Annotated in this window: 23 protein-coding genes; 15 read left to right on the top strand and 8 right to left on the bottom strand. The window is 69.2% G+C overall.

All coding sequences use genetic code 11. The features are described 5' to 3' along the window. The first annotated feature begins 86 nt into the window (after positions 1-86). The 3 genes from ACT4MF_RS13700 to ACT4MF_RS13690 all read left to right on the top strand — a co-directional run bounded on the left by ACT4MF_RS13700 (position 87) and on the right by ACT4MF_RS13690 (position 2173). Entirely contained in the window at positions 87-848 is a 762-nt protein-coding gene (locus ACT4MF_RS13700; RefSeq protein WP_444683021.1) for a helix-turn-helix domain-containing protein, read from the top strand. Further along, a complete protein-coding gene (locus ACT4MF_RS13695; RefSeq protein WP_099256726.1) occupies positions 845-1156 on the top strand; it encodes a CGCGG family putative rSAM-modified RiPP protein in 312 nt (103 codons plus the stop codon). The genes ACT4MF_RS13700 and ACT4MF_RS13695 overlap by 4 nt, the downstream gene beginning before the upstream one ends. Positions 1157-1255: 99 nt before the next feature. Next, positions 1256-2173, top strand: coding sequence for a transcriptional regulator TbsP domain-containing protein (locus ACT4MF_RS13690; protein WP_444683020.1), 918 nt, complete (start codon positions 1256-1258; stop codon positions 2171-2173). Here the strand turns inward: ACT4MF_RS13690 and ACT4MF_RS13685 are convergent. Further along, a complete protein-coding gene (locus ACT4MF_RS13685; RefSeq protein WP_444683019.1) occupies positions 2170-3690 on the bottom strand; it encodes an aldehyde dehydrogenase family protein in 1521 nt (506 codons plus the stop codon). The two genes, ACT4MF_RS13690 and ACT4MF_RS13685, sit on opposite strands and share 4 nt — an antisense overlap. 89 nt (positions 3691-3779) lie before the next feature. Here ACT4MF_RS13685 and ACT4MF_RS13680 point away from each other — a divergent pair, with 89 nt between their 5' ends. Further along, positions 3780-4517, top strand: coding sequence for a helix-turn-helix domain-containing protein (locus ACT4MF_RS13680; protein WP_099256731.1), 738 nt, complete (start codon positions 3780-3782; stop codon positions 4515-4517). A 24-nt stretch (positions 4518-4541) separates the two neighbouring features. On the opposite strand, the gene ACT4MF_RS13675 is transcribed toward ACT4MF_RS13680, so the two are convergent. Beyond that, positions 4542-5414: a proline dehydrogenase family protein gene (locus tag ACT4MF_RS13675; protein WP_444683018.1), complete on the bottom strand. Its 873-nt coding sequence runs from the start codon at positions 5412-5414 to the stop codon at positions 4542-4544. Positions 5415-5609: 195 nt separating this feature from the next. Between ACT4MF_RS13675 and ACT4MF_RS13670 the strand changes: the two genes are divergently transcribed. The 6 genes from ACT4MF_RS13670 to ACT4MF_RS13645 are packed head-to-tail and all read left to right on the top strand — an operon-like array spanning position 5610 to position 11557. After that, positions 5610-6911 carry an ABC transporter substrate-binding protein gene (locus ACT4MF_RS13670; RefSeq protein WP_180271863.1) on the top strand — a complete coding sequence of 434 codons (1302 nt, stop codon included), beginning with the start codon at positions 5610-5612 and terminating at the stop codon, positions 6909-6911. Positions 6912-6920: 9 nt separating this feature from the next. Beyond that, complete coding sequence (locus ACT4MF_RS13665) at positions 6921-7880, top strand: branched-chain amino acid ABC transporter permease (protein ID WP_444683017.1); 960 nt, start codon at positions 6921-6923, stop codon at positions 7878-7880. Continuing rightward, complete coding sequence (locus ACT4MF_RS13660; protein ID WP_444683016.1) at positions 7877-9058, top strand: branched-chain amino acid ABC transporter permease; 1182 nt, start codon at positions 7877-7879, stop codon at positions 9056-9058. The genes ACT4MF_RS13665 and ACT4MF_RS13660 overlap by 4 nt, the downstream gene beginning before the upstream one ends. Then, a complete protein-coding gene (locus tag ACT4MF_RS13655) occupies positions 9051-9839 on the top strand; it encodes an ABC transporter ATP-binding protein (RefSeq protein WP_099255400.1) in 789 nt (262 codons plus the stop codon). The genes ACT4MF_RS13660 and ACT4MF_RS13655 overlap by 8 nt, the downstream gene beginning before the upstream one ends. Further along, on the top strand, positions 9836-10585 hold the full coding sequence (locus ACT4MF_RS13650; protein WP_099255398.1) for an ABC transporter ATP-binding protein: 750 nt from the start codon (positions 9836-9838) through the stop codon (positions 10583-10585). The genes ACT4MF_RS13655 and ACT4MF_RS13650 overlap by 4 nt, the downstream gene beginning before the upstream one ends. Positions 10586-10621: 36 nt before the next feature. Beyond that, the gene (locus ACT4MF_RS13645) at positions 10622-11557 is read left to right on the top strand and encodes a DMT family transporter (protein ID WP_099255397.1); all 936 of its coding nucleotides are present in this window, start codon (positions 10622-10624) and stop codon (positions 11555-11557) included. A gap of 21 nt (positions 11558-11578) precedes the next feature. Here ACT4MF_RS13645 and ACT4MF_RS13640 read toward each other — a convergent pair whose 3' ends face one another. Further along, the gene (locus ACT4MF_RS13640; protein WP_099255396.1) at positions 11579-12376 is read right to left on the bottom strand and encodes an RIO1 family regulatory kinase/ATPase domain-containing protein; all 798 of its coding nucleotides are present in this window, start codon (positions 12374-12376) and stop codon (positions 11579-11581) included. 125 nt (positions 12377-12501) lie between these two features. Between ACT4MF_RS13640 and ACT4MF_RS13635 the strand changes: the two genes are divergently transcribed. After that, positions 12502-13650, top strand: a complete 1149-nt coding sequence (locus ACT4MF_RS13635; RefSeq protein WP_444683015.1) for an acyl-CoA dehydrogenase family protein — start codon at positions 12502-12504, stop codon at positions 13648-13650. A 36-nt stretch (positions 13651-13686) separates the two neighbouring features. Here ACT4MF_RS13635 and ACT4MF_RS13630 read toward each other — a convergent pair whose 3' ends face one another. The 4 genes from ACT4MF_RS13630 to glpA all read right to left on the bottom strand — a co-directional run bounded on the left by ACT4MF_RS13630 (position 13687) and on the right by glpA (position 19506). After that, a complete protein-coding gene (locus ACT4MF_RS13630; RefSeq protein WP_444683014.1) occupies positions 13687-14715 on the bottom strand; it encodes a hypothetical protein in 1029 nt (342 codons plus the stop codon). A 102-nt stretch (positions 14716-14817) separates the two neighbouring features. Further along, entirely contained in the window at positions 14818-16338 is a 1521-nt protein-coding gene (locus tag ACT4MF_RS13625; protein ID WP_444683013.1) for an anaerobic glycerol-3-phosphate dehydrogenase subunit C, read from the bottom strand. Next, the gene (gene glpB / locus ACT4MF_RS13620) at positions 16335-17714 is read right to left on the bottom strand and encodes a glycerol-3-phosphate dehydrogenase subunit GlpB (RefSeq protein ID WP_444683012.1); all 1380 of its coding nucleotides are present in this window, start codon (positions 17712-17714) and stop codon (positions 16335-16337) included. The genes ACT4MF_RS13625 and glpB overlap by 4 nt, the downstream gene beginning before the upstream one ends. After that, positions 17701-19506: an anaerobic glycerol-3-phosphate dehydrogenase subunit GlpA gene (glpA, locus tag ACT4MF_RS13615; protein WP_444683011.1), complete on the bottom strand. Its 1806-nt coding sequence runs from the start codon at positions 19504-19506 to the stop codon at positions 17701-17703. The genes glpB and glpA overlap by 14 nt, the downstream gene beginning before the upstream one ends. A 391-nt stretch (positions 19507-19897) precedes the next feature. On the opposite strand from glpA, the gene glpK reads away from it, so the two are divergent. Together glpK and ACT4MF_RS13605 are read left to right on the top strand one after the other, a co-directional pair. Beyond that, the gene (glpK, locus tag ACT4MF_RS13610) at positions 19898-21439 is read left to right on the top strand and encodes a glycerol kinase GlpK (protein ID WP_099255390.1); all 1542 of its coding nucleotides are present in this window, start codon (positions 19898-19900) and stop codon (positions 21437-21439) included. Next, a complete protein-coding gene (locus ACT4MF_RS13605; protein ID WP_099255389.1) occupies positions 21440-22606 on the top strand; it encodes a DUF7973 family transport facilitator in 1167 nt (388 codons plus the stop codon). It abuts the gene before it with no gap. A 109-nt stretch (positions 22607-22715) separates the two neighbouring features. Here the strand turns inward: ACT4MF_RS13605 and ACT4MF_RS13600 are convergent, their stop codons facing one another. Beyond that, a complete protein-coding gene (locus ACT4MF_RS13600; RefSeq protein ID WP_099255388.1) occupies positions 22716-23114 on the bottom strand; it encodes a hypothetical protein in 399 nt (132 codons plus the stop codon). Between the two features lie 154 nt (positions 23115-23268). Between ACT4MF_RS13600 and ACT4MF_RS13595 the strand changes: the two genes are divergently transcribed. Both ACT4MF_RS13595 and ACT4MF_RS13590 read left to right on the top strand, forming a co-directional pair. Continuing rightward, a complete protein-coding gene (locus ACT4MF_RS13595) occupies positions 23269-23472 on the top strand; it encodes a hypothetical protein (RefSeq protein WP_099255387.1) in 204 nt (67 codons plus the stop codon). 82 nt (positions 23473-23554) lie between these two features. Then, positions 23555-24727: a Cdc6/Cdc18 family protein gene (locus tag ACT4MF_RS13590; protein WP_099255386.1), complete on the top strand. Its 1173-nt coding sequence runs from the start codon at positions 23555-23557 to the stop codon at positions 24725-24727. The last annotated feature ends 77 nt before the right edge of the window (positions 24728-24804 follow it).

The raw sequence follows: 24804 nt of genomic DNA, 5'->3' as shown, positions 1-24804 counted from the left end.
TGACCACCCCAGACCCCACCCACTGATCACCCATGCCACAGGCACGCCTCCTAGTCGATTTACCCGACGGACCGTGGATAGCTGACGTGTCGCGCGGCTTCCCGGACGCCGGGTTCCGCGTGCTCACCGCGGTGCCGGACGAGAGCGCCGGCTTCGCGCTCATCAGACTGACCGCCCGCGACGTCGACGCGGTGCTCGCGGAGATGCGCGATCACGCCGCGCTGTCGAAGGTGTCGGTGATGGCGCGGGGCGACGGGGTCGCAACCGTCCGGATCGAGACGAACGCCCCGGTGCTTCTGGTCGCCGCGAAGCGCTCGGGGCTCCCGATCGAGATGCCGCTCGACATCGAGAACGGCGTGGCCGAAGTCGACGTCACCGGCGAACACGCGCGCGTCGCGGCGCTCGGGAAGCGCTTCGACGAGCTCGGGCTGGAGTACGAGGTCGAGCGCGTCCGGCAGCGCGTCGACCCGGTCCGGCTGCTGACCGACCGCCAGCAGGAGCTCCTGCTCGCGGCCGTCGAGCTGGGGTACTACGACGTGCCGCGGCAGTCCACGCTGACCGAGGTGGCCGACCACGTCGGAATCGCGAAGTCGACGTGCAGCGAGACGCTTCAGCGGGTCGAACGGACCGTGGTTCGGGAGTTCGTCGACGACCTCCCGAACCGCCCGCTCGACGACGGGACCAACGAGGGCGACGAGGGCGACACGACCGGCGACGGAGGGAGCGGAGAGGACGCCGGCGGCGACGCGGACGACCAGCGGGCGGCGGACAGCGACGACGACGAGGGGGACCTCGACGCCGAGACCGACGCGGAACCGGCGCCGAACCCGCAGACATACCACTCATGAGCGAACCAGACACCCACGACCACGACGAGACGGCCGAACCGATCACCGACGAAGTCCACGACAACTCCTGGTCGGCGAACCTCGAGGCGCCGCGCTACGCCGACGACGCCGACCTGGCGGTCCGCGACGCGCTGGCGGCGATCGACCACACGACGGCGGGCAACCACGTCAACTTGGTCACACACGGGGAGCTCGGTCACCCCGAGGAGTTCCTCTACGACGCGATCGAAGGGGAGTACGGCCTCGACCCCGAGTACGTCGAACAGTGCGGCTGCGGCGGGCACGTCACTCGGGTGCAGGTGGCCTGACGGGCGCTCCGCGACCCGACCGTCGGCCGCGGAGGGTCGCCTCTGGAGGGGCATCGTCCGTCACCACGCTTATTTCGACCGCGACACACCGACTGTGCAGTGGCGACTGTCTCACGCCCGGTCCTCCCGCTGGCTGACGGGGCGGTGTCGATCGGGTCGTTCGCGGACCCCGTCGTCGTCGACCCCGACCCGCAGCTTCTCGCGGCCCTCGTCGCGGCCTACCGAGACGCTTCGCCCGCGGCGGTCGAACCGGACCTCGACGCGCTGCGCGCCGGCGCGCGCGGCACCGAGGACCCGCTCTCGTCGGCCACCGACCTCCCGGCGCTCACGGTGTTAGCGAGGGAGTCGGTCGTCGGCGCGCTCGCCGATCGGATCCGCCCGGCGAGCCGGCTCGCGGCGCTCGCGGAGGCCGAGGTCTGGGACCTGCTGACGCTCGCCGATCCCCAGCCGAACGCCGTCCTCGCGGGGCGAGCCGACGGGTGCGTGCTCGTTCCGGCGGTGCGCGCGCGAGACGGTGACGGCGAGGAGGAGGAGGCGGCGTGGTGCCGGATCGGCACCGACGCGACGCTCCGCGACCGCTACGAACCCCTCGTCGCGGACGCCGAGTCGGTGCGGCTCCGCACGCCGAGCCGCCACCGGCTGTACGGAGCGATTCGAGCCCGATGCGGAGCGGCGGTCGCGGCCGAGGCCGTCCGCCTGCTCGACGCCGGCGATGAGCCGCTCGGTCGCGGCGGGGCGCGGGTTCGGACGTACGCCGCGGGGGCGCGGCGCGGCGCCATCGACCGCGAGCTGCGGCGCGCCTGCGAGGACGCGGGGATCGGGAGCGCGGCGACGTTCAGTCGGATAAAAAGCGATCTCGTCGAGGCCGGACTGCTCGGAACGGAGTCGGTGTCACAGCCGGTGGGGCGCCCCCGAACGCGGCTCGTCGCGCGGGGCGCGCTGGCGGCCGCGTCGTCGCCGGCCGCCGTCCTCGCGGCGCTCCGGAACGCGGGGGTCGCCGTCGGCGGAGACGCCTAGTCGTCTTTCGTCTTGATGTCTGCGGAGAGCCCCTGCGCCATCTCGATCTCCTTCGAGTTGTTCAGGGTCCACGCGGTGCGGTCGGTGACCGCCTCGATCGCTTCGCGGGCCGAGGGGTAGCCGTTGCCGGACTTGTTGACGCCGCCGAACGGGAGCTGGACCTCCGCGCCGATACAGGGGAGGTTCCCGTACGCCAACCCGAGCTCGGCGTGGTCGCGGTAGTAGTTGATCTGCCGGTAGTCCTCCGAGACGATGGCGCCGGCGAGCCCGTACTCGGTGTCGTTCTGGATCTCGACCGCGCGCTCGATGTCGCCGTCGTACTCCAAGAGCGCGACGTGCGGCCCGAACACCTCCTCGTGGGTACAGCGGAGGTCGGCGTCGGGGTCGGCCTCGTAGACGAACGGCCCGATCCAGTGGCCGTCCTCGTGGCCGTCGGGGATCTCGTCGTCGTCGAGATCGGTCCGGTCGACGAGCACGTTCACGTCCTCGGTGCGCGCGAGCTCGTTGTACTCGGACACCTTCTCGAAGTGTTCGCTCTCGATGAGCGGCCCCATGAACGTGTCCTCCTGGAGGGGGTCGCCGACGGAGACGTCCTCGGCGACCTCGACGAACCGCTCTTTGAACTCGTCGTACACGTCCGTGTGGACGATCAGGCGCTCGGAGGAGACGCAGCGCTGACCGGTGGTCTTGAACGAGGACATCACCGCGGAGTGGACCGCGATGTCGAGGTCCGCCTCCTCGGTGACGACGATCGCGTTCTTGCCGCCCATCTCGCAGGCGACGCGCTTGCCGGGGACGCCGCCGAGCTTGTCCTGGATGTGGTGGCCGACCTCGGCGGAGCCGGTGAACACGACCGTCTCCACGTCCTCGTGCTCGACGATCGCGTTCCCGGCGTCGCCGAACCCTTGGACCATGTTGAACACGCCGTCGGGGATCCCGGCGTCGTCGAACATCTCCGCGATGATCTGCGCGCACCACGGGGTCTGCTCGGCGGGCTTGAACACGACGGTGTTCCCCTCGACCAGCGCGATGGCCATGTGCCAGTAGGGGATCGCGACCGGGAAGTTCCACGGCGTGATACAGCCGGTGACGCCGCGCGGCTTCCGGCGCATGTACGCGTCCTTCGCGGGGATCTCCGAGGGGACGATATCGCCCTTCGGGTGGCGCGCGTCGCCGGCGGCCCACTCGACCATGTGCGCGGCCTCGACCACGTCGGCTTTCCCCTCCGAGATCTCCTTGCCGCACTCCTTGGTGACGACCTGCCCGAGCTCGTCGGTCCGCTCGCGCAGCTCGTGGTACACGTCCCAGAGGTACTCCGCGCGCTGGATCCGGGAGAGCTCGCGCCACTCCTCGAAGGCCTCGTCGGCGGCGTCGACCGCCGTCTCGACGTCCTCCGGGGTCCCGCGCTCGAACGTTCCGAGCGTCTCGCCGGTCGCCGGATTCTCGCTCTCGAAGGTCTCCGAGCCCGTGCCCGACACCCACTCGCCGTCGATGTAGTGTTGGTATGCGTCCGACATGGACGGTGCTTCCCGCTGGCACGTCCAAATATCCCACCCGACCATGGTCGGCAGAGTCTTTGTGATGCGGTGCCATTGATACGGTGTCAATGGCTATCACCGACCCGAGCGGCGCCGAGAACTGGTCCGGAACCCGCCTCACGCTCGACCTGTGGCACCCGAACTGCTGGGCGATCGAGGCGACGCGTCAGACCGACGGCGGCGTCCTCGCTCACGCGATCTACAACTCGCCGAAGGCGGATGGTGACGCGCCGAACTCGGTGAACGGGCTGTTCACCGCCTTCGCGGACACGAACGAAGAGGTGGAGGCGCTGCTGGACGCGATTCGTGCGTCGGACCGGTCGGGGGAGCTCCTCGAACTGCAAGAGCGGTTCGGGCGCGCTCGGGACGCGCCCGGGAACGTCGTGCGCGAGTTCTTCCTGGAGTACGACCCCTCCGACATGATGTGTCCGAAGCTTCTGGAACAGGGGTTCGTCCACAGCGCCCCGGTCAGGATCGAGAACGGCCGGGAGGAGTGGCAGGTGTGTTTCGTCGGCGAGCGCACGGAGATCCGGGAGTCGCTCGACGCGGTGCAAGAGAGCGCGGGCGCGGAGGTGTCCGTGCAGTCGATGTCGTCGTCGGGACAGCCGGGCCAGTCGCCGCGCGAGCAGCGGCTCGACACGCTCACGACGACCCAGCGGGAGGTGTACGAGCACGCCCGCGAAGCCGGGTACTACGAATGGCCCCGCGAGGCGTCCACGCGCGAGCTGGCCGACGATCTCGACGTGTCGAAGACGACGCTGCTCGAACACCTGCGGAAGGCGGAGTCGAAGCTGTTGGACCCGTGACCGTCGACCCCTGACCGGGGGCGCTCAGCGACCGACGACCGCCCGCAGCGCGAACAGCGCGTTCGACTTCCGCTCCCGGATCCGGCGGTAGAAGTAGGAGAACCACTTGGTGCCGTACGGGATGTACTGGTACACCTCGGCGTCGACGTTCGGGTCGGCCGCGAGGTCGAACTGCGCCGACTCCCGGACGCCGGTCAACATCTGGACCTCGTAGGGCGTACCGTGTTCCGCGTGGAGCTCCCCCGCGTAGTCGATCATCGCGGGGTCGTGGCTCCCGACCGCGACCCCGTCGTCGAACGCCTCGAACATGTACGCGAGGCACTCGCGGTACGATTCGTCGACGCGGGCCTTCTTGGTGTACGCGATCGACGCCGGCTCGTCGTACGCTCCCTTCACCAGCCGGACTTTCCCGGGGAGGTCGGCGAGCCGTTCGAGGTCGTCGCGCGTGCGTTTCAGGTTCGCCTGCACGCACACTCCGACGTTGCCGTCGGTCGCGGTCGCGTGGCGCTCGAACGCGTCGAGCGTCACGTCCGTGGTCTCGTGGTCCTCCATGTCGATCCAGACGAACGTGCCGGTTCCGTCGGGACCGGTCGCCTCGGGGGCGTTGGCCGCCTCGACGATGCGAGCGAGGTTCTCTTGAAAGGCGTCGTCGCCGATGTCGAGCCCGATCTGGCTGGACTTCACGGAGACGCAGGCGTTCACGTCTCGCTCGGCGATCGACTCGACGAGATCGACGTACGCGTCCGCGTCGCCGTCGGCGGGTGGCCGCTCCTCGTAGTGTTCGCCGAGAAGATTCAGGATGCCGGCCACGCCCCGCTCGTTGAGAGATTCGACGTGCGCGAGCGCTTCCTCCGGCGTCTCGCCGGCGACGAAGTTGCTCGCGATGGGCGGAATCATAGCGATACCAGGGTCCCCGACGGGGATATAAGGGCACCCGACCAATTATTTCACGATACCTCTTCGAATAAAACTCCGATCGCAAATATTACACCACGTGAGAGGTAATATCTGCCTCGACCGACCATGGACGGGTAGGGTTTCAGATGCCCATACGACTACGGGAACTACAGGAAACATATGCCACGGAATAACATGGACCTAGCCGACCGGAGAACGCTGCTGAAACTGACGGGCGGAGCGGGTGTCGCCGCCCTCGCGGGCTGTCTCAGCACGACCGACGACGGCGGAGACGGGTCCGACGGATCGGACGGGAGCGACGGTGAGGACGGCGGGGACGGGTCGGACGGGTCGGACGGGAGCGACGGCGGCGATTCGACCGCGGCCTACGAGATCGGGATGGTCGACTCGCAGACCGGGTCGCTGTCGGCGTTCGGCGAGCGGAATCAGCGCGGCGTCAACCTCGCCCTGTCACGCGTCAACGAGGTCGGCATCGACGGGCGTGACCTCAACATCGTCGTCGAGGACTCGGAGAGCGAGAACCAGGGCGGGATCGCCGCCGCCCAGAAGCTCGTCAACCAGGACGGCGTACCGTTCCTCATCGGCGCGGTCGGCTCCGGCGTCTCGCTGGCCATCTACGAGAGCGTCGTCGAGGGGACGGACGTCGTCCAGCTGAGCCAGAACTCGACGGGGCTCAACCTCACGGACTTCCCGGGGCTGCTCCGGATGTCGCCGTCGGGCCGCAGCCAGTCGCTCGCGCTCTCGAACCTCATCGCCGACGACGGCTACGACGAGGTGGCGATCACCTACGTCAACAACGACTACGGGCAGAGCCTCACCGACGCGTTCGTCAACGCGTGGGACGGGGAGATCGCGTACAACAACCCGCACGACCAGGAGCAGCAGTCCTACTCGGGGGTCATCTCCGAGATGGACAGCTCCGGCGCGGACGCCTGGCTGTTCATCACCTACCAGGCGGAGTTCGCGACGATGGTCAACGAGGTGTACTCGTCGGGGTACGAGGCGCAGTTCTACGGCGCCGACTCCGTCTCCGGCGACAACGTGATCGAGAACACGCCGGAGGGGAGTATCGAGGGCATGAAGATCGTGGTCCCCTCCGCGCCGATCGAGGAAGAGAACTACCAGTCGTTCGCGTCGGACTTCGAGGAGGAGTACGGCCGGCAGCCGACCTCGTGGGCCGCGTACGCCTACGACTGCGTTATCAACGCCGCGCTCGCGATCCAGGCCGCCGACGAGTTCACCGGCTCGGCGCTCAACGACACCGTTCGGCGCGTCTCCGGCCCCGACGGGGAGGAAGTGACCTCCTTCCAGGCCGCCAGCGAGATCCTCGCCGACGGCGGCGGACCGGACGACGTCAACTACCAGGGGGTCAGCGGTCCCATCGACTTCGACGAGAACGGTGACCCGGTCGGGTTCCTTCAGGTCTTGGAGGTCCAAGACCACGCGTACGAAGGCATCGACTTCATCGAAGGCTGATCCCGACCGATGACCGTCCTCGGATACCTGGCTAACGGGCTGGTCTTCAGCAGCATCATCGTCCTCGGCAGCATCGGGCTGTCGCTGGTGTACAGCATCGCCGACTTCGCCAACTTCGCGCACGGCGATACGATGACGATCGGCGCGTACACGGCGCTCGTGACGTTCGGCGCCGTCGGGGGGCTCGGCGGCGCGGTGTTGGGGCTGCCGTACGGCTTCTTCCTCGCGTTGGTCGTCGGGATCGTCGTCGCGGCGGTCGTCGCGGTGGGGACCGAGAAGCTCATCTACGAGCCGCTCGACGTCGACTCGATCGGCCTGTTGATCACCTCGATCGGGATCGCGTTCATCTACCGCGCGGTGATCCAGATCCGGTTCGGCTCCGGGTTCACCCGGTTCGACATCCAGACGCTGCGCCCGATCGAGGCGCTCCTCCCGTACGGTATCCGGGTGACGCTCCACGACGTGGCGATCGTCGCCTCGGCGGCGGTGCTCGTCGTCGGGCTTCACGTCCTGTTGCAGTACACCGACCTCGGTCGGAAGATGCGAGCGATGGCGGACAACCCCGACCTCGCGCGGGTCAGCGGGATCCGCACGAAGCGGGTCAAGCTCTGGACCTGGGTCATCGGCGCCGGCCTCGCCGGCGCGGGCGGCGTGTTCCTCGGGCTGTTCAACCAGCTCTCGCCGCGGATGGGGTTCAACCTCCTGCTGGTCATCTTCGCGGCGGTGATCCTCGGCGGCATCGGCTCCGTCTACGGCGCGATGGCGGGCGGCTTCCTCATCGGCATGATAAACCAACTAACGCCGTTCTTCTCCAACGTGGTCGGGGCGCTCCCGATCGCCCCGAACTGGCTCGAACGGTTGCTTGAGAGTCTGATCAGCATCGAGTACGCGAACGCGATCGCGTTCGTGATCATGGTCGCCGTGCTGTTGATCCGGCCGAACGGGATCGCCGGAGAGGGGGCGATATGAGCGCCCTCGACGGCGTGACGGAGGCGGTGGCGGACCTGAGTCGCCCCGAGACGTGGGTGCTCGGCGTCAGCGCCGCGTTCGCGCTGTTCCTGCTCGCCGCGCTGCTCACCGGCGCGCTCGGGCCGACGTACTTCCTGTTCCTCGTCGGCCTCGCCGGGATGTACGCGCTGTTGTCCTTCGGGCTGAACGCCCAGTGGGGGTTCACCGGGCTGATCAACTTCAGCGTCGCCGCGTTCTTCGGGGTCGGCGCGTACGGCTCCGCGCTGATGACCGCCGACAGCTCGCCGATCGCGGGCGGATTCAACCCGCTCGTCGGGCTCGTCGTCGCGCTCGTCGTGGCGTTCGTGCTGGCGCTCCTGATCGGCATCCCGACGCTCCGGCTCCGGGCCGACTACCTCGCGATCGCCTCGCTCGGACTCGCGGAGGTCGTGCGGCTGATCGTCCTCAACGAGCGCTGGCTGACCAACGGGAGCGCGGGGTTACGCGGCATCCCGAGCTTCTTCCAGGGGTGGCCGGTGCTCTCGTCGTTCCCGGAAGCGATGCCGGGGCTCCGGCTGGTGGTGATCCCCGGATCGCCGATCCTCCTCGAAACGGCGTTCTGGCAGTCGCTGCTGAACGTCGCGCTCGTGCTCGCGTTCGCGGGCGGGGCGTTCCTCGTCTTGCGCCGCGCCCACCGGTCGCCGTGGGGACGGGTACTGCGCACGATCCGATCGGACGAGGACCTCGCGCGGGCGCTCGGCAAGAACACCTACTCGTTCAAGATGCAGTCGTTCATCCTCGGCAGCCTGATCATGGCGCTGGCGGGCGTGTTCTACACCCACCTGAACCTCTACGTCGGGCCGGGGGATCTCGACCCGATCACGACGTTCTACGCGTGGGTCGCCGTGATCTTGGGCGGCAGCGGCTCCAACCGCGGCGCGCTGTTCGGCGGCATCGTCATCGTCACCATCCGCGAGGGGACGCGCTTCCTCAACGACGTGGCGCTCCCGATCGACCCCGCGCCGCTGCGGCTGCTGCTGATCGGCGTCGTGATCGTCGCGGTCATGCGCTACCGGCCGCAGGGGATCCTCCCGCCGCAGCGAGAGCTGATCTGGCCGAGCGCGGTCGACGGGGGCGGAACCCCCGAGCCGCCGGACAGCGGCGTCCGCGAACAGAAAGGGGGTGGTGGCGATGAGTGAGGGCGCGCTCCCGAAGGAGGACGCCGTCCTCCGCGTCGACGACCTCCAGAAGTCGTTCGGCGGCCTCGCCGCGACGGACCACGCGACCTTCGCGGTCGAGCGCGGCACGATCACCGGGCTCATCGGCCCGAACGGCGCCGGGAAGTCGACGCTGTTCAACCTCATCTCCGGCTTCTACGAGCCGGACGGCGGGACCGTCGAGGTGAACGGGACCGACGTGACCGGGATGGAGCCGTACGAGGTCGCCGACCACGGGCTCATCCGGACGTTCCAGACCCCCCGCAAGCTGGAGGGGATGACCGTCCGCGAGGCGATGCTGGTCGGCCCGCGGAAACAGCCCGGGGAGTCCTTTCTCAAGCTGTTCGCCGCGCCGGGGGCCGTCGGGGAGAGCGAGTCGGCGAACCTCGCCGAGGCGGAGCGGATCTTAGAGGAGTTCGAGATCGACCACCTCGCGACCCAGCCGGCGACCGACATCTCCGGCGGGCAGATGAAGCTCGTCGAGCTCGCGCGGGCGATGCTCGCCGAGCCGGAGGTGCTGCTGCTCGACGAGCCGGTGGCGGGCGTGAACCCCACGCTCGCGAAGAAGCTCAAAGACCAGATCCGGCGGCTCAACGAGCAGGGCACGACGTTCCTGCTGATCGAACACGACATGGAGTTCGTGATGGACCTGGCCGACCCGATCGTCGTCTTAGATCAGGGACACGTCCTGACGGAGGGGACACCGGAGGGGGTCCGCAGCGACGATCGCGTCATCGACGCGTACCTCGGAGGCGGCACATGAGCGACGACACCACCCGGCCCGCAGGGGCCACCGACGGATCCGATCCCGTGCTCTCGCTGTCGAACGTCGACGGCGGGTACGGCGAGGTGCAGGTGCTCGACGACCTCTCGATCCGGCTCGATCCGGGCGAGATCGTCTGTCTCGTCGGGCCGAACGGGGCCGGGAAGTCGACGGTCCTCAAGACGGCGTTCGGCATGCTGACGCCGTGGACGGGGTCGGTCGAGTACCACGGCCGCGATATCGGCGGGATGGCGCCCGAAGACATCGTCCGCGAGGGGATCGGCTACGTCCCCCAGACCGACAACGTGTTCGGCTCGTTAACGATCGACGAGAACCTCCGGATGGGCGGTGTCGCCCGGGACGGCGGCCTCGAAGACGTGATCGAGACGCTGTACGACCGCTTCCCGATCATCGATCGGAAGCGGACCGCGAAGGCGAAGACGCTCTCCGGCGGCCAGCGGCAGGTGTTGGCGTTCGCCCGCGCGCTCGTGATGGAGCCCGACGTGCTGCTCATCGACGAGCCGTCCGCGGGGCTCGCGCCCAACACCGCCGACGACGTGTTCGAGGACGTCCAGGAGGTCAACGATATGGACACGGCGATCCTGATGGTCGAACAGAACGTCACGAAAGGGCTCGGCATCTCCGACCGGGGGTACGTCCTCGATCAGGGGACGGTCCGGTTCGAGGGGACGCCGGAGGAACTGCTCAACGACGAAGAGGTCTCGCAGCTGTATCTCGGCGGCTGAGACGCCCCAGCGACCCCTTTCCCCTTCAGAACTCGTATGTCACCCAGCGTCGGCCGATACGCGTTCGCGCTCGCTCCCCTCGCAGCCGCGGCGCTGTGGGGCGGGATGTACGTCGTCAGCAAGTGGGGGTTCGAGCTGATCCCGCCGGTGACGCTCGGCTTCCTGCGCGTCGCGGTCGGCGCCGGGGCGCTCTGGCTGGTCGTCGCCGGACGGGGTGGCCCTGCGCCCTCCCGCGAGGAGTGGCGGCCGTTCATCGCGCTGGGCGGCTGGGTGACGCTGACGGTCGCGACCCAGTTCGTCGGCACGGAGCTGACCAACGCCAGCCAGGGGTCGCTCCTGACGGTTCTCACGCCCGTGTTCACGGTGCTGCTCGGCGCGGCCGTGCTCGGCGAGCGCGTCACGGCGACGAAGGCGGGCGGAATGGCGGCCGCCGGCGTCGGGACCGCCGTCGTCATCGCCGGCCAGTACGAACTCGGATCGATAGCCGCCGGCAACGCGCTCGGCGTGGCCCTGCTCTTGGCGGGCAGCGCGACGTGGGCCGGCTACACCGTCTGGGGGGTGCCCGCCGTCAGGCGCCACGGCGCGCTGCGGGCGGCGACGTACTCCTCGCTGGCGAGCGTCCCGATGCTCGGCGCGCTCGCCGCCGCCGAGCTGTGGTATCTCGGCCTCTCGCCGGCGGAGATCCCGGCGACCGCGGAGTCGGTCGCCGCCGTCCTGTACCTCGGTGTGGCGTCGACGGCGGCCGCGTGGTACCTCTGGTACAAGGGGTTGGAGTACGTGCCCGCCGGGACCGTCGCCGTCTTCTTCTTCGCACAGCCCGCGGTCGGGGCGGCGCTCGGCGCCGCGCTGCTCGGCGAGGCGCTCGGGTCGGGGTACCTCCTCGGCGGCGCGCTGATGACCGTCGGGATCTGGGCCGTGAGCCGAGAGCGCGCGGGGGCGCCCGACGAGACGCCGGACGCGGCCGCCGAGTAGCCCGCCTCCCCGACGGCGTCCCTACGTCGCCCGCTTCTCGAGTTCGCCGTTGAGCCCGGCGGCGTCGAACTCGTGGTCGGGTCGGACCGCGACGAAGTCGAGGAACCGCCGGGCGGCCAGAATTTCGTCGGTCGAGTAGCTCTCCAGCGCGGCGTCGACGGCGTCGGCCGCGCCGATCAGGGGTTCCAGCGCGGCGAGGGCGCTCGCGAGGTCGTACGACCGCGCCGACTCCCGGCCCGCCTCGCTCACGCTCGTCGCGTCGATGACGTAGAGGTCGCCGTCGCGCACGAGCACGTTTTCGGCGCGGAGGTCGCCGTGGGCGAGCCCGGCGTCGTGGATCGTCCGGAGCGTGGCGAAGAGCGCCGGGGCGAGCGCCGCCACGTCGTCGGCGTCGAGCTCGTCGAGCGTCCGGAACTCGGGGAGGTACTCCAACACGACGACGCCGAGGTCGCCCACCTCCAGCGCCTCGATCGGTTCCGGGGCGTTGACGCCGATCTCGCGGACCTTCCGCGTCGCCTCCAGCTCGTGGCGCGCCATCTCGTAGGGGGTCTCGTAGCGCTCGAAGAACCCCTCGGTGCCGGCCGAGAAGGCCCCGAGGTTGCGACCGGTGGTGAACAGCGCGTGGACCAGCGTGTTCTGGCGGGTGACGACCTTCACGAACAGATCGTCGTCGATCACCATCGGGGTCGACAGCCAGTTGTCGGCGTCGAGGAAGCGGACCCGCATCTCGTCGCGGTCGTACCGGTCCGCCAGCTCGCGGACGACCCGCTCGATGTCGGGCCAGTCCACTCGACCGCGCACGAGCCGGCGAAGCTCCATGAACGGTGGGAGACGGTCGGGAGTGATAAATGGTCACGTCGGGACCGAAACGCGCGGCGCGTCGGCCCGCAGGATCGATCACGGTCGTTCGTATCGTTTATGCCGGCGCGACGCAATTCTTGCGCATGGACTTCGACCTGCCCGCGGAACACCGGATGATCCGCGACACCGTCCGGGAGTTTTGCGAGGAGGAAATCCGCCCGATCGCTCAGGAGATCGAGGACGAACACCGGTTCCCCGACGAGGTGTTCGCCGACCTGAACGACCTCGACGTGATGGGCGTGCCCGTGAGCGAGGAGTACGGCGGGCTCGGCGGCGACCAGCTCATGTACGCCGTCGTCACCGAGGAGCTGGGGCGCGTCTCCGGCGGCATCGGGCTCTCGTACGCCGCCCACACCTCGCTTGGCGCGAAGCCGATCGAGCTGTTCGGGACGGCCGACCAGAAGGAGCAGTGGCTCCGGCCCCTCGCCGAGGGCGGCGAGCTCGGCGCGTGGGCGCTCACGGAACCGGGGAGCGGCTCCGACGCCTCGAACATGGACACGACGGCCGAGTACGACGCCGACGCCGGCGAGTACGTCCTGAACGGCACCAAGCAGTTCATCACGAACGCGACCGTCGCCAACAGCGTGTTGGTGAAGGCCGTCACCGACCCCGACGCGGGGTACGACGGCATCTCGACGTTCATCGTCGACCCCGACAACGACGACGGGTTCGAGGTGACGACCGTCTGGGACAAGATGGGGCTCAACTGCTCGCCTACCTGCGAGATATCGCTCGACGGCGTGCGCATCCCGGAGGACCGGCTGCTCGGCGAGGAGGGCGAGGGGTGGACGCAGACGATGAAGACGCTCGACGGCGGGCGGATCTCTATCGCGGCGCTCTCGGTGGGGCTCGCCCAGGGCGCCTACGAGGCCGCCAAGGAGTACGCCGGCGAGCGCGAGCAGTTCGGGAAGCCGATAGCGAAGTTCGACGCGATCCGGGACAAGGTGGTCCACATGCACCGACAGACCGAGCGCGCCCGCCTGCTCACGCAGAAGGCGGCCGCGAGGTACGACGCCGGCGAGTCGGTTACGCGGGAGTCGGCGCTGGCGAAGCTCGACGCCAGCGAGGCCGCCCGCGAGGTGGCAGAGGAGGCGGTCCAGACGCTCGGCGGCTACGGCTACACCACCGACTTCGCGCCGCAGCGCTTCTACCGCGACGCGAAGCTGATGGAGATCGGCGAGGGAACGAGCGAGATCCAACACGTCGTGTTGGGGCGCGAACTCGGACTGTAACCGACCGCGCACGCCGTCACGGGCCGGGACGACCGGTCACAGGTTCCGCTCGATGTACCGGTTCACCGACTGCACCCGATCGGGATCGAACGTCCAGAGCCCGCGCCAGACCCGCGGCTCGGTCTCGATCGCGAGCAGGCCGACGCCGTTTTCGATCCCCTCTTTGAGGTCGCTGCCGGGGTCGGCGTCGATCGACTGCGGGCCCTCCGGCGGGCGGTACACCACGAACCAGCTGTCGGTGAAGTCCGGCGTGTCGCCGCCGTGGATCACCGCGCCGAGGTCGCGCGGGAGGTCGTCCGGGATCCCGTAGAGGTGCGTGTCGACGCCCGCGGACGAGACGCGGTCGTACACCTGCCGCGTGCCGACCTCGTCGTTGAGCCGCGAGAGGCGCTGGAAGGAGGACCGGAGCGTCCCGTCGCCCGCCATCCAGGCGGCCCGCTCGATGAACCGGGAGATGGTGATCAAGAGGAGCTTCTGGCGGTTCGACTCGGGGTACCCGCGCAGCGTGAACGTCGTGTCGGCGAGCCCGCTGATCACCGACGGGAGATCGATGTCGTCGAGGGTGCGACTGCCGGTGATGTACAGGTCCGAGTTCACGAACAGCACCGCCTCACCGAGCTCGCCGAGCGTCGACCCGGCGATCACCTCGTCGCCATCGACGAGCAGCGCGAGGTTTTCCAGCTCATCGGGGTCGTCGCCGTCGAAAGGCACGTCCTCGTGTTCCCGGAGCGTGTCGATGTCGATCACCGGACCGGCGGCGCCGGGCTCCGACGCCCCGGGAGTGTCGGGACCGACGCCCTCCCCGTTCCGGCCGACGATCCGATCCGTGGTGAACTCCCGCGTGGTGAGCCCGTCGTGCGAGTCCGAGCGATCCGGCGCGGCGTTCGGGTCTCGACTCCGTTGGGGAGGTCCGCTCGGGACCACCGTCTCGTCGACCACGTTCACCGCCCCCTCCCCGAACGTGTCGATGAGCATGTTCAACACGGGGTCCGGGTCGGTGCGGTTGACGACGACGATGGACCGATCGTCGCCGTCGAACCGGTCGAGGAACCGTACAAGCGTCACGTGCTCAGAGTGAGGTGGTTCGGATAATAAACGTTCCTTCGCGGTTATCTCGCCTGAAAAACAGAGCCGGTCGACGCCTGAACCGCTCCGCAGCGGGCGATTTTACGCGCCGACCGCGTCCTCGAGAAGCTGGAGCGGGTGCTCGACCTCGTAGCCGGTGCCGTGCTCCATCTGCATCGCGCAGGTCGGACACTCGGTCATCCCCACGTCGCCCTCGGCGTCCTCCATGTGCTCGAACATCTCTTCGCCGATCTTCATCGACTTCTCGTACTTCTCCTCCTTCCAGCCGTAGGTGCCGGAGATCCCCGAACAGGAGTCGCCGACGTCCTCCATCGTGACGCCCTCGACGTCGCGGAACGTCTCGACGGCCTGCCGGGAGAGCCCCTGATTGCGGGCGTGACACGGCGCGTGGTAGGCGAACGCCTGCTCGTCGGCGAGTTCGGTCCCGGCCAGCTCGCCGCCCAAGTCCTCGTTGATCCGGAGGTACTCCAGCGCCTCGTAGGTGTGCTCGGAGACGTCTTCGATCCCGTGGATGTCGAACAGCTCGGGGTACTCCTGGCGCAGCGACAGCGAGCAGGAGGTACAGGAGGCGATCACGTCCGCGCCCTCACCGATGGCCTCGACGAGGTTCTCGACGTTCGTCTCCGCGTGCCGGCGCGCGTCTTTCAGCATGCCGTTGGCGAACATCGGCGTGCCCGAACACTTCTGTGGCGGCACCAGTACCTCGTAGCCGAAGTGCTCGTACACCCGGACCATGGCCTTGCCGACCTCCGGGGTGTTGTAGTTGGAGTAGCAGCCGTGGAAGTACGCGACGCGTTTGTCCGGGTTCTCCACCTGCGCGCCCCCGCGGGCCTTCCACCACTCGCGGAACGTCTCCGTGGCGAACTCCGGGAACTCGCGGTCGCCGGCGATCCCGAGCACCTTCTCGCCGATTTTCATCGCGCCCGGAATCTTCGTCGCGGCGTTCGCCAGCCGCGGCACCTTGCTCGCGATGGACGCGAAGAAGCGGTAGTTCGAGAGGATGCGGTTCCTGATGTACTCCCGGGAGAGCTTCTCCATCTGCTCTTCGACGAACTGTCCGCGCGCCTCGTTGTGCATCTGCGAGAGGGGGACCGAGGAGGGGCAGGCGTCGTCACAGCGCATGCAGTTCGAACAGGAGGTGATCGACTCGTCGATGTCGTGGTCGTCCTTGCGCTTGAGTCGCCACTGCTCCGGCCCCTGGAACTTCGGCCCCGGGAACTCCTCGTCGACCTCGGCGACCGGACAGGAGGTATCACAGCTCGTACACTTGTAACAGGAGTCGGCGCCCTCCCGGAGGTCGAGGTCGCCGCCGGGGAACACGTCGACCGGGTCGTACGCGTCGGGGTCGAGTTCGGGCGAGTCGCTCCCGCCGGTCGCGCTCTCGACCCCGCCGTCGGTGGCGGCGCGGTCCGCGGCCGGACCGGGGCCGTCACCCGCGCCTTCCTCCGGCACCGCTCCGTCGTCGGGGACGAAGATCGACGGCTGCTCGTCGATCCCCGCCTCGGGAACGCCGGGAGTGGCGGCGGGATCGCCGTCGCCGTTGCGCTCCCCGTCCGTTCCGTTCGCCTCGTCCGCGTCTCCGTCGTCCGTGTGTCGTGTCATTGGGTTGCCTCCGTCGCCGCCTGCCGCCCCGCCACTACGCCGGTCGCGAGCGACACTCCGCTCGCGGACTTCTCCCGCGCCACGTCCGCGCCGCCGACGACGCCGCCGGCCGCGAAGACGTTCGCGTACGCCGCGTCTCCCTCCGCGTCCAGCGCGCGCCCGTCCTCGTCGATGCGCACGCCGAACCGCGCGTAGGGCTGGTCGCCGAACGCGTCGTCGACGAACCACTCGTAGCGGTCCGCCGGCTGCTCGACCGGGAGCCCGAACGCGGGCTCGCGGACGCCCTCCCGGTCCGAGTCGAGCCCCTTCCCGACGAGCCCGCCGGTCGCCAAGACGAACGCGTCGGCGCCGTAGGGGGTCTCGCGCCCCTTTCGGTCGACCGAGACCGTCTCGATCGCGCCGTTCGCCTCGGTCTCGATCCCGACGACCGGGTTCCCGGTCTCGAACCGGACGCCCGCCGCGTCGAGCGCGTCGTACAGCCGGTCCTCCAGTCTGAGCCCCGGAAGGCTCGGCGGCCCCATCGGGATCTCGAAGACGTCGGCCCCGAGCCGCTCCGCGAGCTCGGCGCGGACCGCGTCGCCCGCCTGATCGCCGAGGAACGCCGGGAAACCGACGCGCTCGACGCGGTCGACGCCGCCCGCCTCGTCGACCACGTCGTGGAGGTGCGGCGAGACCGCCTTCGCCAGCGCCTCGCGGGCGGGGGCGCCGTCGATCTCCTCGTCGTGGTCGAGCGCCTTCGCGAGGCGAGTGACCTTCGTGTCCGCCCGGAACGCCTCGGCGAACTCCACCTCCGCGCCGGCGACGTCGAAGGGGACGCCCGCGGCCTCCAGCCGCCCGGCGAAGGCCCGCGCGTCGTACTCCGTGAGCGACCGGAAGCCGACTATCAGGGTCGGTCGGTCGTCGCTCGCGAGGCCCGCCTCGGCGGCGGCCGGGTAGCGCGCGGTCGGCTTCACGCTCCCGCCGAACGTCGGGACGAGCGCGTTGCTGTCGGTGTGGCCTCCGCGATACGCGTCGCCGACGAGGTCGTCGAACAGGGTCAACCCCTCGCGGAGCGCGTCGGCGCCGAGGACCCGGTAGGGGTGGCTCTCCGGGAGCCGGTCGATCGCCTCGAAGGGGTCCGCGAGCGGCCCCTCCGGGTCGGGCCACTCGTCGCGGTCGAGCTCGCGGCCCGCCGTCGGCGGCCCCTCGCGGAGCGGGGTCGCGGGCTCGGTGGCCGGCACGTACCCGAGCGCGTCGATCAGCCCGGAGGCCTGCCGGAGCGTGCTCGACTTGTGCGAGACCAAGCGCACGTCAGCGCCCTCGCGGGCCGCGGCGACCGCCGAGGTGATCGCCGCCAACCCCCCGCCGACGACGAGCACGTCGCTATCGATCGCCATCGATACCTCCGTCTGCGGTCGCGTCGTCAGCTGCGCGACCGCCGTCGGCCGTCGCGTCGTCCGCTGCGCGACCGCCGTCGGCCGCCGCGGCGCCCGCGCCCTCGTCGGTCACGCCGCTTCCGCCGGCGCCGGCGTCGAACGCCCCGAAGTCGACCTCGCCGTCGACGTTCGCCGGGTCGCCGTCGCGGTTCATCGTCGTGGCGTGGAGCAGGTGGTTCAACATCGCCTGCGAGAGCTGGCGCCCCCACAGGGCGTGTCGCTGCCCCTTCCAGCGCTCCTGGTACAGCTCGTCTTCGGCGTCGCGGACGACCGGTTCCGGGTACTCCTGTGCGAGCTCGGCGGCGATCCGGTGTGAACAGAACCCGCCCTGACAGTTACCCATCGAGGCACGGGTGCGCAGGCGGACCGCGTTGAGGTCGCTGCCGGCCTCGCCGATCGCGTCCTGCACCTCGGCGCGGGTGACGCCCTCGCACTCGCAGACGACGGGGTTGGGGTCGTACTCGTCGAGCACGTCGTCGGCGCGCGAGCCGAGCCGCTGCCCCGAGCGCCGCGCCACGGGCGACCGGAGCCCGAACTCGTCCATCAGCTCGTCCATGCGCGCCGGGTTCTCCGACCCCGGTAGCGGCGCGTCGGCGGTGTCGCAGGTCGCCTCGTGGTCGAGCGCGTCGCAGACGTGGTCGCTGATGGACTCGGCCATCATGCGGTAGGTGGTCAGCTTCCCGCCGACGATGGTGGTCATCCCCGGGAGGTCGTCGCGGTCGCCGTGGTCCAAGAGGAAGTAGTCGCGGGTGATGTCGGTCGGGTCCTCGGTGCCGGTTCCCGGCGGCTCGTAGAGGGGCCGGACGCCCCAGAACGACCGCAGCGTCCGGGCGTCCTTCAGCGCGGGGACGAGCTCCGAGAGCGTCTCGATCATCAGGTCGACCTCCCACTCCTCCTCGGGGTAGTCCTCGGGGTCGTCGACCTCCTCGTCGGTGGTGCCGAGGATGCAGGCGGTCTCGTGGGGGACGATGATGTCGGCGTCACCCTTCGGTCGACAGCGGTTGACGACGGTGTCGACCTGCCGGGTGTTCATCACCGTCATCACGCCCTTCGAGGGGCGCACCTCCACGTCGACGCCGGCCATCTCACCGACGTTGCCCGCCCACGCGCCGGTCGCGTTGACGACGTGGCGCGCGCGGATCTCCTCGGTCGTCCCCGGCTCTCGGTGCACTCGCTTTCCGGGGCCGGTCTCGTGTTCGATCTCGACGCCGACGATCTCGCCGTCCTCGACGAGCACGTCGGTCACCGGCGCGTGCGTCTCGATCCGCGCGCCGTGTTCGCGGGCGTCGGCGGCGTTGGCGACGCAGAGCCGGAAGGGGTCGACCGCGCCGTCCGGGAGCGCGATCGCCTTCTCCACGTCGCGGGCGAGGTACGGCTCGCGGCGCCGCGCCTCCTCCCCGTCGATGACCTCGACCGGGATGTCGCAGGCGCGGCACCCCTCCAGCTTCTCCTGAAAGTACTCCTCGGAGTCCTCCGGGCGCTTGACGAACAGCCCGCCGGTCTCCTCGACGCAGTGGCCCGCGATGTCGCGGAGCACCCTGTTCTCCTCGATGCACTCGCGCGCGCTCTTCTGGTCGGAGACCGCGTACCGCCCCCCGCTGTGTAAGAGCCCGTGCATTCGCCCCGTCGTGCCGTGCGTCAGGTTCCCCTTCTCGACGAGCACCGCGTCGAGCCCCCGCCGCGCGAGGTCCCTGACGACGCCGCACCCCGTCGACCCCCCGCCGACGACGACGACGTCAACCTGTTGGTCCATGTCGATGAGGTCGGACCCCGTCCACTTTACTTTACCTCCTGCTTGGAGCCAAGCATAACAATCAGGGATGTTCAAGTAGTACAATCGTTGTCGACAGCGGTCTATTTATATATCAACTTTTTCGACACCGGAGAATACCGGATTTTAACAGGAAGATTATTATGGTAGTACATTATGTTCACGAGTGGCGTGGTAGCTTTCGTGAAGATATGCCGCGGCGGCGGTGACACCAACTCGCCGGGCGAGGCGCGAACGGCGGCTCGCCCGGCCACAGGGCGGATAGGGTGTCGCAGTCGGCGGCCCGGGGACGAACGGCGTCCCCCGTCGACGCTCGCGGTGCGGTCGGCGTCGACGACGTGAACGGACCAGCGCCACAGGAGGGATCCAATACATGACACAGTATGTCGGTGCGATAGACCAGGGGACGACCGGTACCCGCTTCATGGTGTTCGACCATGAGGGCCAGGTCGTCGCGAACGCGTACGAACAGCACGAACAGATCTACCCCAACCCGGGGTGGGTCGAGCACGACCCCATCGAGATCTGGGAGAACACACAGCAGGTCGTCCTCGACGGCCTCGCGGACGCGGGGCTGGAAGCGAACCAGCTCGAAGCGATCGGGATCACGAACCAGCGCGAGACGACGATCGTATGGGACAAAGACTCCGGAAAGCCGGTCCACAACGCCCTCGTGTGGCAGGACCGCCGGACGACGGACCGCGTCGAGGAGCTGCAGGAGGCGGACAAGGTCGAGGAGATCCGCGATAAGACCGGCCTCGAAGCCGACGCGTACTTCTCCGCGACCAAGACCGAGTGGATCCTCGACAACGCCGAGCCGCTCAAGATGCAGAGCTCTCGGGGCGGCGACCTCCGTGACCGAGCCCGCGAAGGCGAGCTCATCATGGGGACGATCGACGCGTGGCTCATCTACAACCTGACGGGGAACCACATCACCGACGTCACCAACGCCTCCCGGACGATGCTGTACAACATCCGGGATATGGAGTGGGACGACGAGCTCTTAGAGGAGTTCGACGTGCCGAAGGAGATGGTGCCCGAGGTACGACCCTCCTCCGACGAGGACTACTACGGCCACACCGACGCGGACGGCTTCCTCGGCGAGGAGGTCCCGGTCGCCGGCGCGCTCGGCGACCAGCAGGCCGCGCTGTTCGGCCAGACCTGCTTCGACGAGGGCGACGCGAAGAACACCTACGGCACCGGCTCGTTCTACCTGATGAACACGGGCAACGAGGCCGTCAAGTCCGACCACGGGCTCCTGACGACCATCGGGTTCCAGATGTCCGGCGAGCCGGTCCAGTACGCGCTCGAAGGCTCGATCTTCATCACCGGCGCCGCGATCGAGTGGCTCGAGGACGTCGACCTGATCAACAACGCGGCCCAGACCGCGGAGCTGGCGCGGTCGGTCGACTCGACCGACGGCGTCTACATGGTCCCGGCGTTCACCGGGCTCGGCGCCCCGCACTGGGACGGCCGCGCTCGCGGGACCATCGTCGGCATGACCCGCGGGACGAGCAAGGAGCACATCGTGCGGGCGACGCTCGAGAGCATCGCGTATCAGACCCGCGACGTGGCGGAGGCCATGGAGGCCGACTCCGGCGTCGAGACGACCAGCCTCCGTGTCGACGGCGGCGCGGTCAAGAACAACTTCCTCTGTCAGCTCCAGTCCGACATCATCCAGACGGACATCGCCCGACCCGAAGTGGACGAGACGACCGCGCTCGGCTCGGCGTACGCCGCCGGGCTCGCCGTGGGGTACTGGGACAACGTCGACGAACTCCGCGACAACTGGCAGGTGGACCGCGAGTTCAGTCCCGAGAAGGACCAGGCGGACGTCGACAAGCTGTACAGCCGGTGGGACGACGCGGTCGATCGCTCCCGCAACTGGGCACAGGACGACGAGGAGGACGAATAGATGAGCGTCGAACTGGTTCCGGATCTGGCCATCGCGGCCGACACCGTGCTACAGGTCGGATACGAGCCCGGTGCGCCGACCGACGTCATCGAGAGCCTCACCAACCCGGGGATCCTCCTCGGCGCGCTCGCCGGGGGCGCGTTCGGGGCGGCGCTCGGTGCGCTCCCCGCGTTCATCTTCACGGGCTTCCTCGTGATCGGCGGCTCGCTCGGCGGCGGCGGTTTCGGCGTCGACGTGGGCTTCGGTCCGGTGTTCGGTCCGCACATTTCCTTCGCGGGAGGTGTCGCAGCCGCTGGGTACGCGGCCAACAAGGGATACATGGAGTCCGGATTCGACTATCACAACGCGAAGGACATCGGCTTCGCGTTGGGGAGTAAGCCGGACATCCTCGCGGTCGGCGCCGTCTTCGGCGTCTTCGGCGTCCTTATCGAACAGCTCTCCCGGCAGCTCGCGCTACCGGTCGACCCGATCCCGGTGAGCATCGTCATCAGCGCGATCGTGGTCCGAGCCGTCTTCGGGTACAGCATCGTCGGTAAGGTGAGCGACAAGGCGAACGGCTACTTCGACATGGGGCCGTTCGAGCGCGAGGAGATGCGCGATCCCGGTGAGGTCAAGGGCGACGGCGAAAAGGCCAGCGAGGACCGCCTCGCCGTTGAACCGTGGCTCCCGAACATGTACAAGTGGTCGCACGTCGCGGCGATCGGCTTCTTCGCCGGTCTCGCCTCCGGCGTCATCACGTACAACATGATCAGCGGCGGGCACGGCCTCATCGCCGTGTTCGCCGGGTTCGGAATCAGTGCGGCGTCGCTGCTGTTCTTGAACCTCGGCGTCGACCGGATCCCGGTCACACACCACATGACGCTGGCCGGAGCGACCGCCTTCCTCTCCACGTGGGAGGGGGGGATCCTGATGCTGACCGACCTCTCTGCGGCGGACTTGACGGCGCCCCTCGCGTTCGGCGCCGCGCCCGCGCTGCTGTTCGGTGCAGTGTTCGGGCTGTTCTCCGCGGTCGTCGGTGAGGCGTCTCAGCGCGTGTTCTACGCGCACTCCGACACGCACTTCGACCCGCCGGCGGCCGCCATCGTGGTCTGGACGCTGGTGCTCGGACTGCTGGTCATCGCTGGATTGCTCAACTGGGCCGTCTGGATCCCCGGGACAGGGATCTAACGCGCCCCCGATCTCGGCAGGTTTTATTATGTCACTTCGCTCACCCGCGGTCGGTTGGAACCATCTCGACAGCGGCAGCTGTCGAGACGAGCGCGAGCGGATGCGACCGTCAATCGGGGAGCAATACCGAGAGACCGAGAAACGCGACACCAGCCACCGCAACGGCGCCGACGGCAACCGCCGACGCCCCGACGCCGAGAGAACGGGCGATCAGTGCGAGTCCGCCAGCGGTCGCGAGCGCGATGCCGATCGCGCCGTGGTGGTAGCTCCCGGCCGTCGGCTGGTCGGCGATTGCCGCCGAATCGCCGTCGACGAACGCGCGGGCGCCCCACCAGACCGACGCGAACCGGACACCGACCCCGACCGCGGCTGCGGCGATCGAGACGAACTCGATGTCGCCGATGGTGAGCATGCCGGACCCGAACGCGACCAGCGTCGCCAAGACGGCGACCACTTTGCTTCGGTCGTCGACCGTGTGGAGCGTCTCAACGGCCGGATCGTTCGACATACCCGGGGTAGTTCGCCCGACGGTCGTATAGGTTTCCATCGGAGCGGAGCCGCGCGGCCGACGGCGACGACCGTCGAGGAGAGCGCACGATCGCCGTGTGCTGACCGCGGACTGAACGTGAGGTATTTAAACGCCGCGCCGAGGATGACGTGGTATGTTGGATCGGCTGGGGTTCGAGCGGCGGGATCGCCGGAACCTCCTCGTGGTGATCGCGGTTGTGGCGGTCGTGACGGCGATCGTCTCGGAAGGAACCGCCGGCGTTCGACTCCTCGTCGGGCTGATAACCGGCCTCATCAGCGGGGTCATGTTCATCATCTCGACGGTGCTCATCAACCGGTACAAACCCGACCACTGGTGACCCCGGACTGGCGACCGCCACTCCGAGGCCGGAACTCCCGCGGTTCGTGCCAGTTTTATCCGAACACGCAGGAGGGGCGCCCGTGAACATCGACGACCGTATCGAGCGCCGGCTCGGCTACGACGTGGGGGCCGGCGTCCTCGTGGACATCGACGCCGTCTCGCCGGTGTCACACACCGGTCCGCCGGTCGGGCGAGGGCCGGCGATCGAGCGGCTCCTCGACGTGTTCGAACCGGCCTTCGCCGGGTCGCTCCCGCCGAGCGCCTACGTCCACGGGCCGAAGGGAAGCGGGAAGTCGGCGATCGTCACCGAGCTGTTCGAACGGCTCGCCTCACACAGCGGCCCGCGACGAGCGATCCAGACCTCGACGCGCGCGGTCGAACCGACGCTCCCCGGGTTCGTCTACGTCGACGCGCGGCGGGCGTCGACGCGGTTCCGGCTCTGTCACGCCGCCCTCGACGCGGTCAGCGACGAGGCGGTCCCCGAACACGGGGTCGGCACGGACGAGCTGGTCGAGTCCCTGCGCGACGCCGTCGACACCGGGCCGGATCTGGTCGTCGCGGTCGATCACGTCAACGAGGCGGAGACGCCGGACGCGAGCGCGGTCGTCGAGTGGCTCGGGGCCGTTAGCGACCGGGTCGTTCCGGTGTGTCTCGGCCGTGAGGAGCCGGGAGAGATCGAGTGGACGCCCGACGAGGCGGTGGCGTTCGAGCCGTACCGGCGGCACGTGCTCGTCGAACTGCTGACGAGCCGGTGTTCCACCGGGCTCGGCCGGGACGCGCTCACCCACGACCAGATCCGCGAGGTGAGCGAGTGGGCCGAGGGGGACGCGCACGACGCGTTCGCCGCGATCGCCGGCGCGGCCATCACGGCGGAGCGCGCCGGCGCCTCGACGGTGCGGCCCGAGGACCTCGACGGGGGGATCGAAGCGGTCCCGCGCCCGGGCGTCGCGCTCGGACGGGTCCTCGCGCTCTCGGAGAGCCGGCGGCGGCTCCTCTACGAGCTCGTGAGCCTGACCGACGACGACCGGGCGTCGGTGAGCGCCGCGACCGAGACGATCGCCTCGCGCGAGGCGGTCGACCTCTCGCCCTCGACGGTGCGGCGCGTCCTCTACGAACTCGCCGACGCCGGCCTGCTCGACCGGGTGACGGCGCACCGGAGCGACGGGAAGGGACGACCGCCCAGTCGGCTCGTCCCCCGGTTCCCGACGCTCGTGTTCCGCGAGCTGTTCGATCGACCCTCGTGGTCGGTGTGAGCCGGCTCCGCCGTCCTTTCTCTCGCCGCCTCGCGGACCGTCCGCGAACGCAAGACAGTTGCGCGTCGTGCCCTCAC

This window comes from Halorubrum sp. FL23, assembly GCF_052439115.2.
Lineage (GTDB): Archaea > Halobacteriota > Halobacteria > Halobacteriales > Haloferacaceae > Halorubrum > Halorubrum persicum.
The sequence above is the reverse complement of the archived record's forward strand: the minus strand, read 5'-3'. Positions and strand labels throughout refer to the sequence as shown.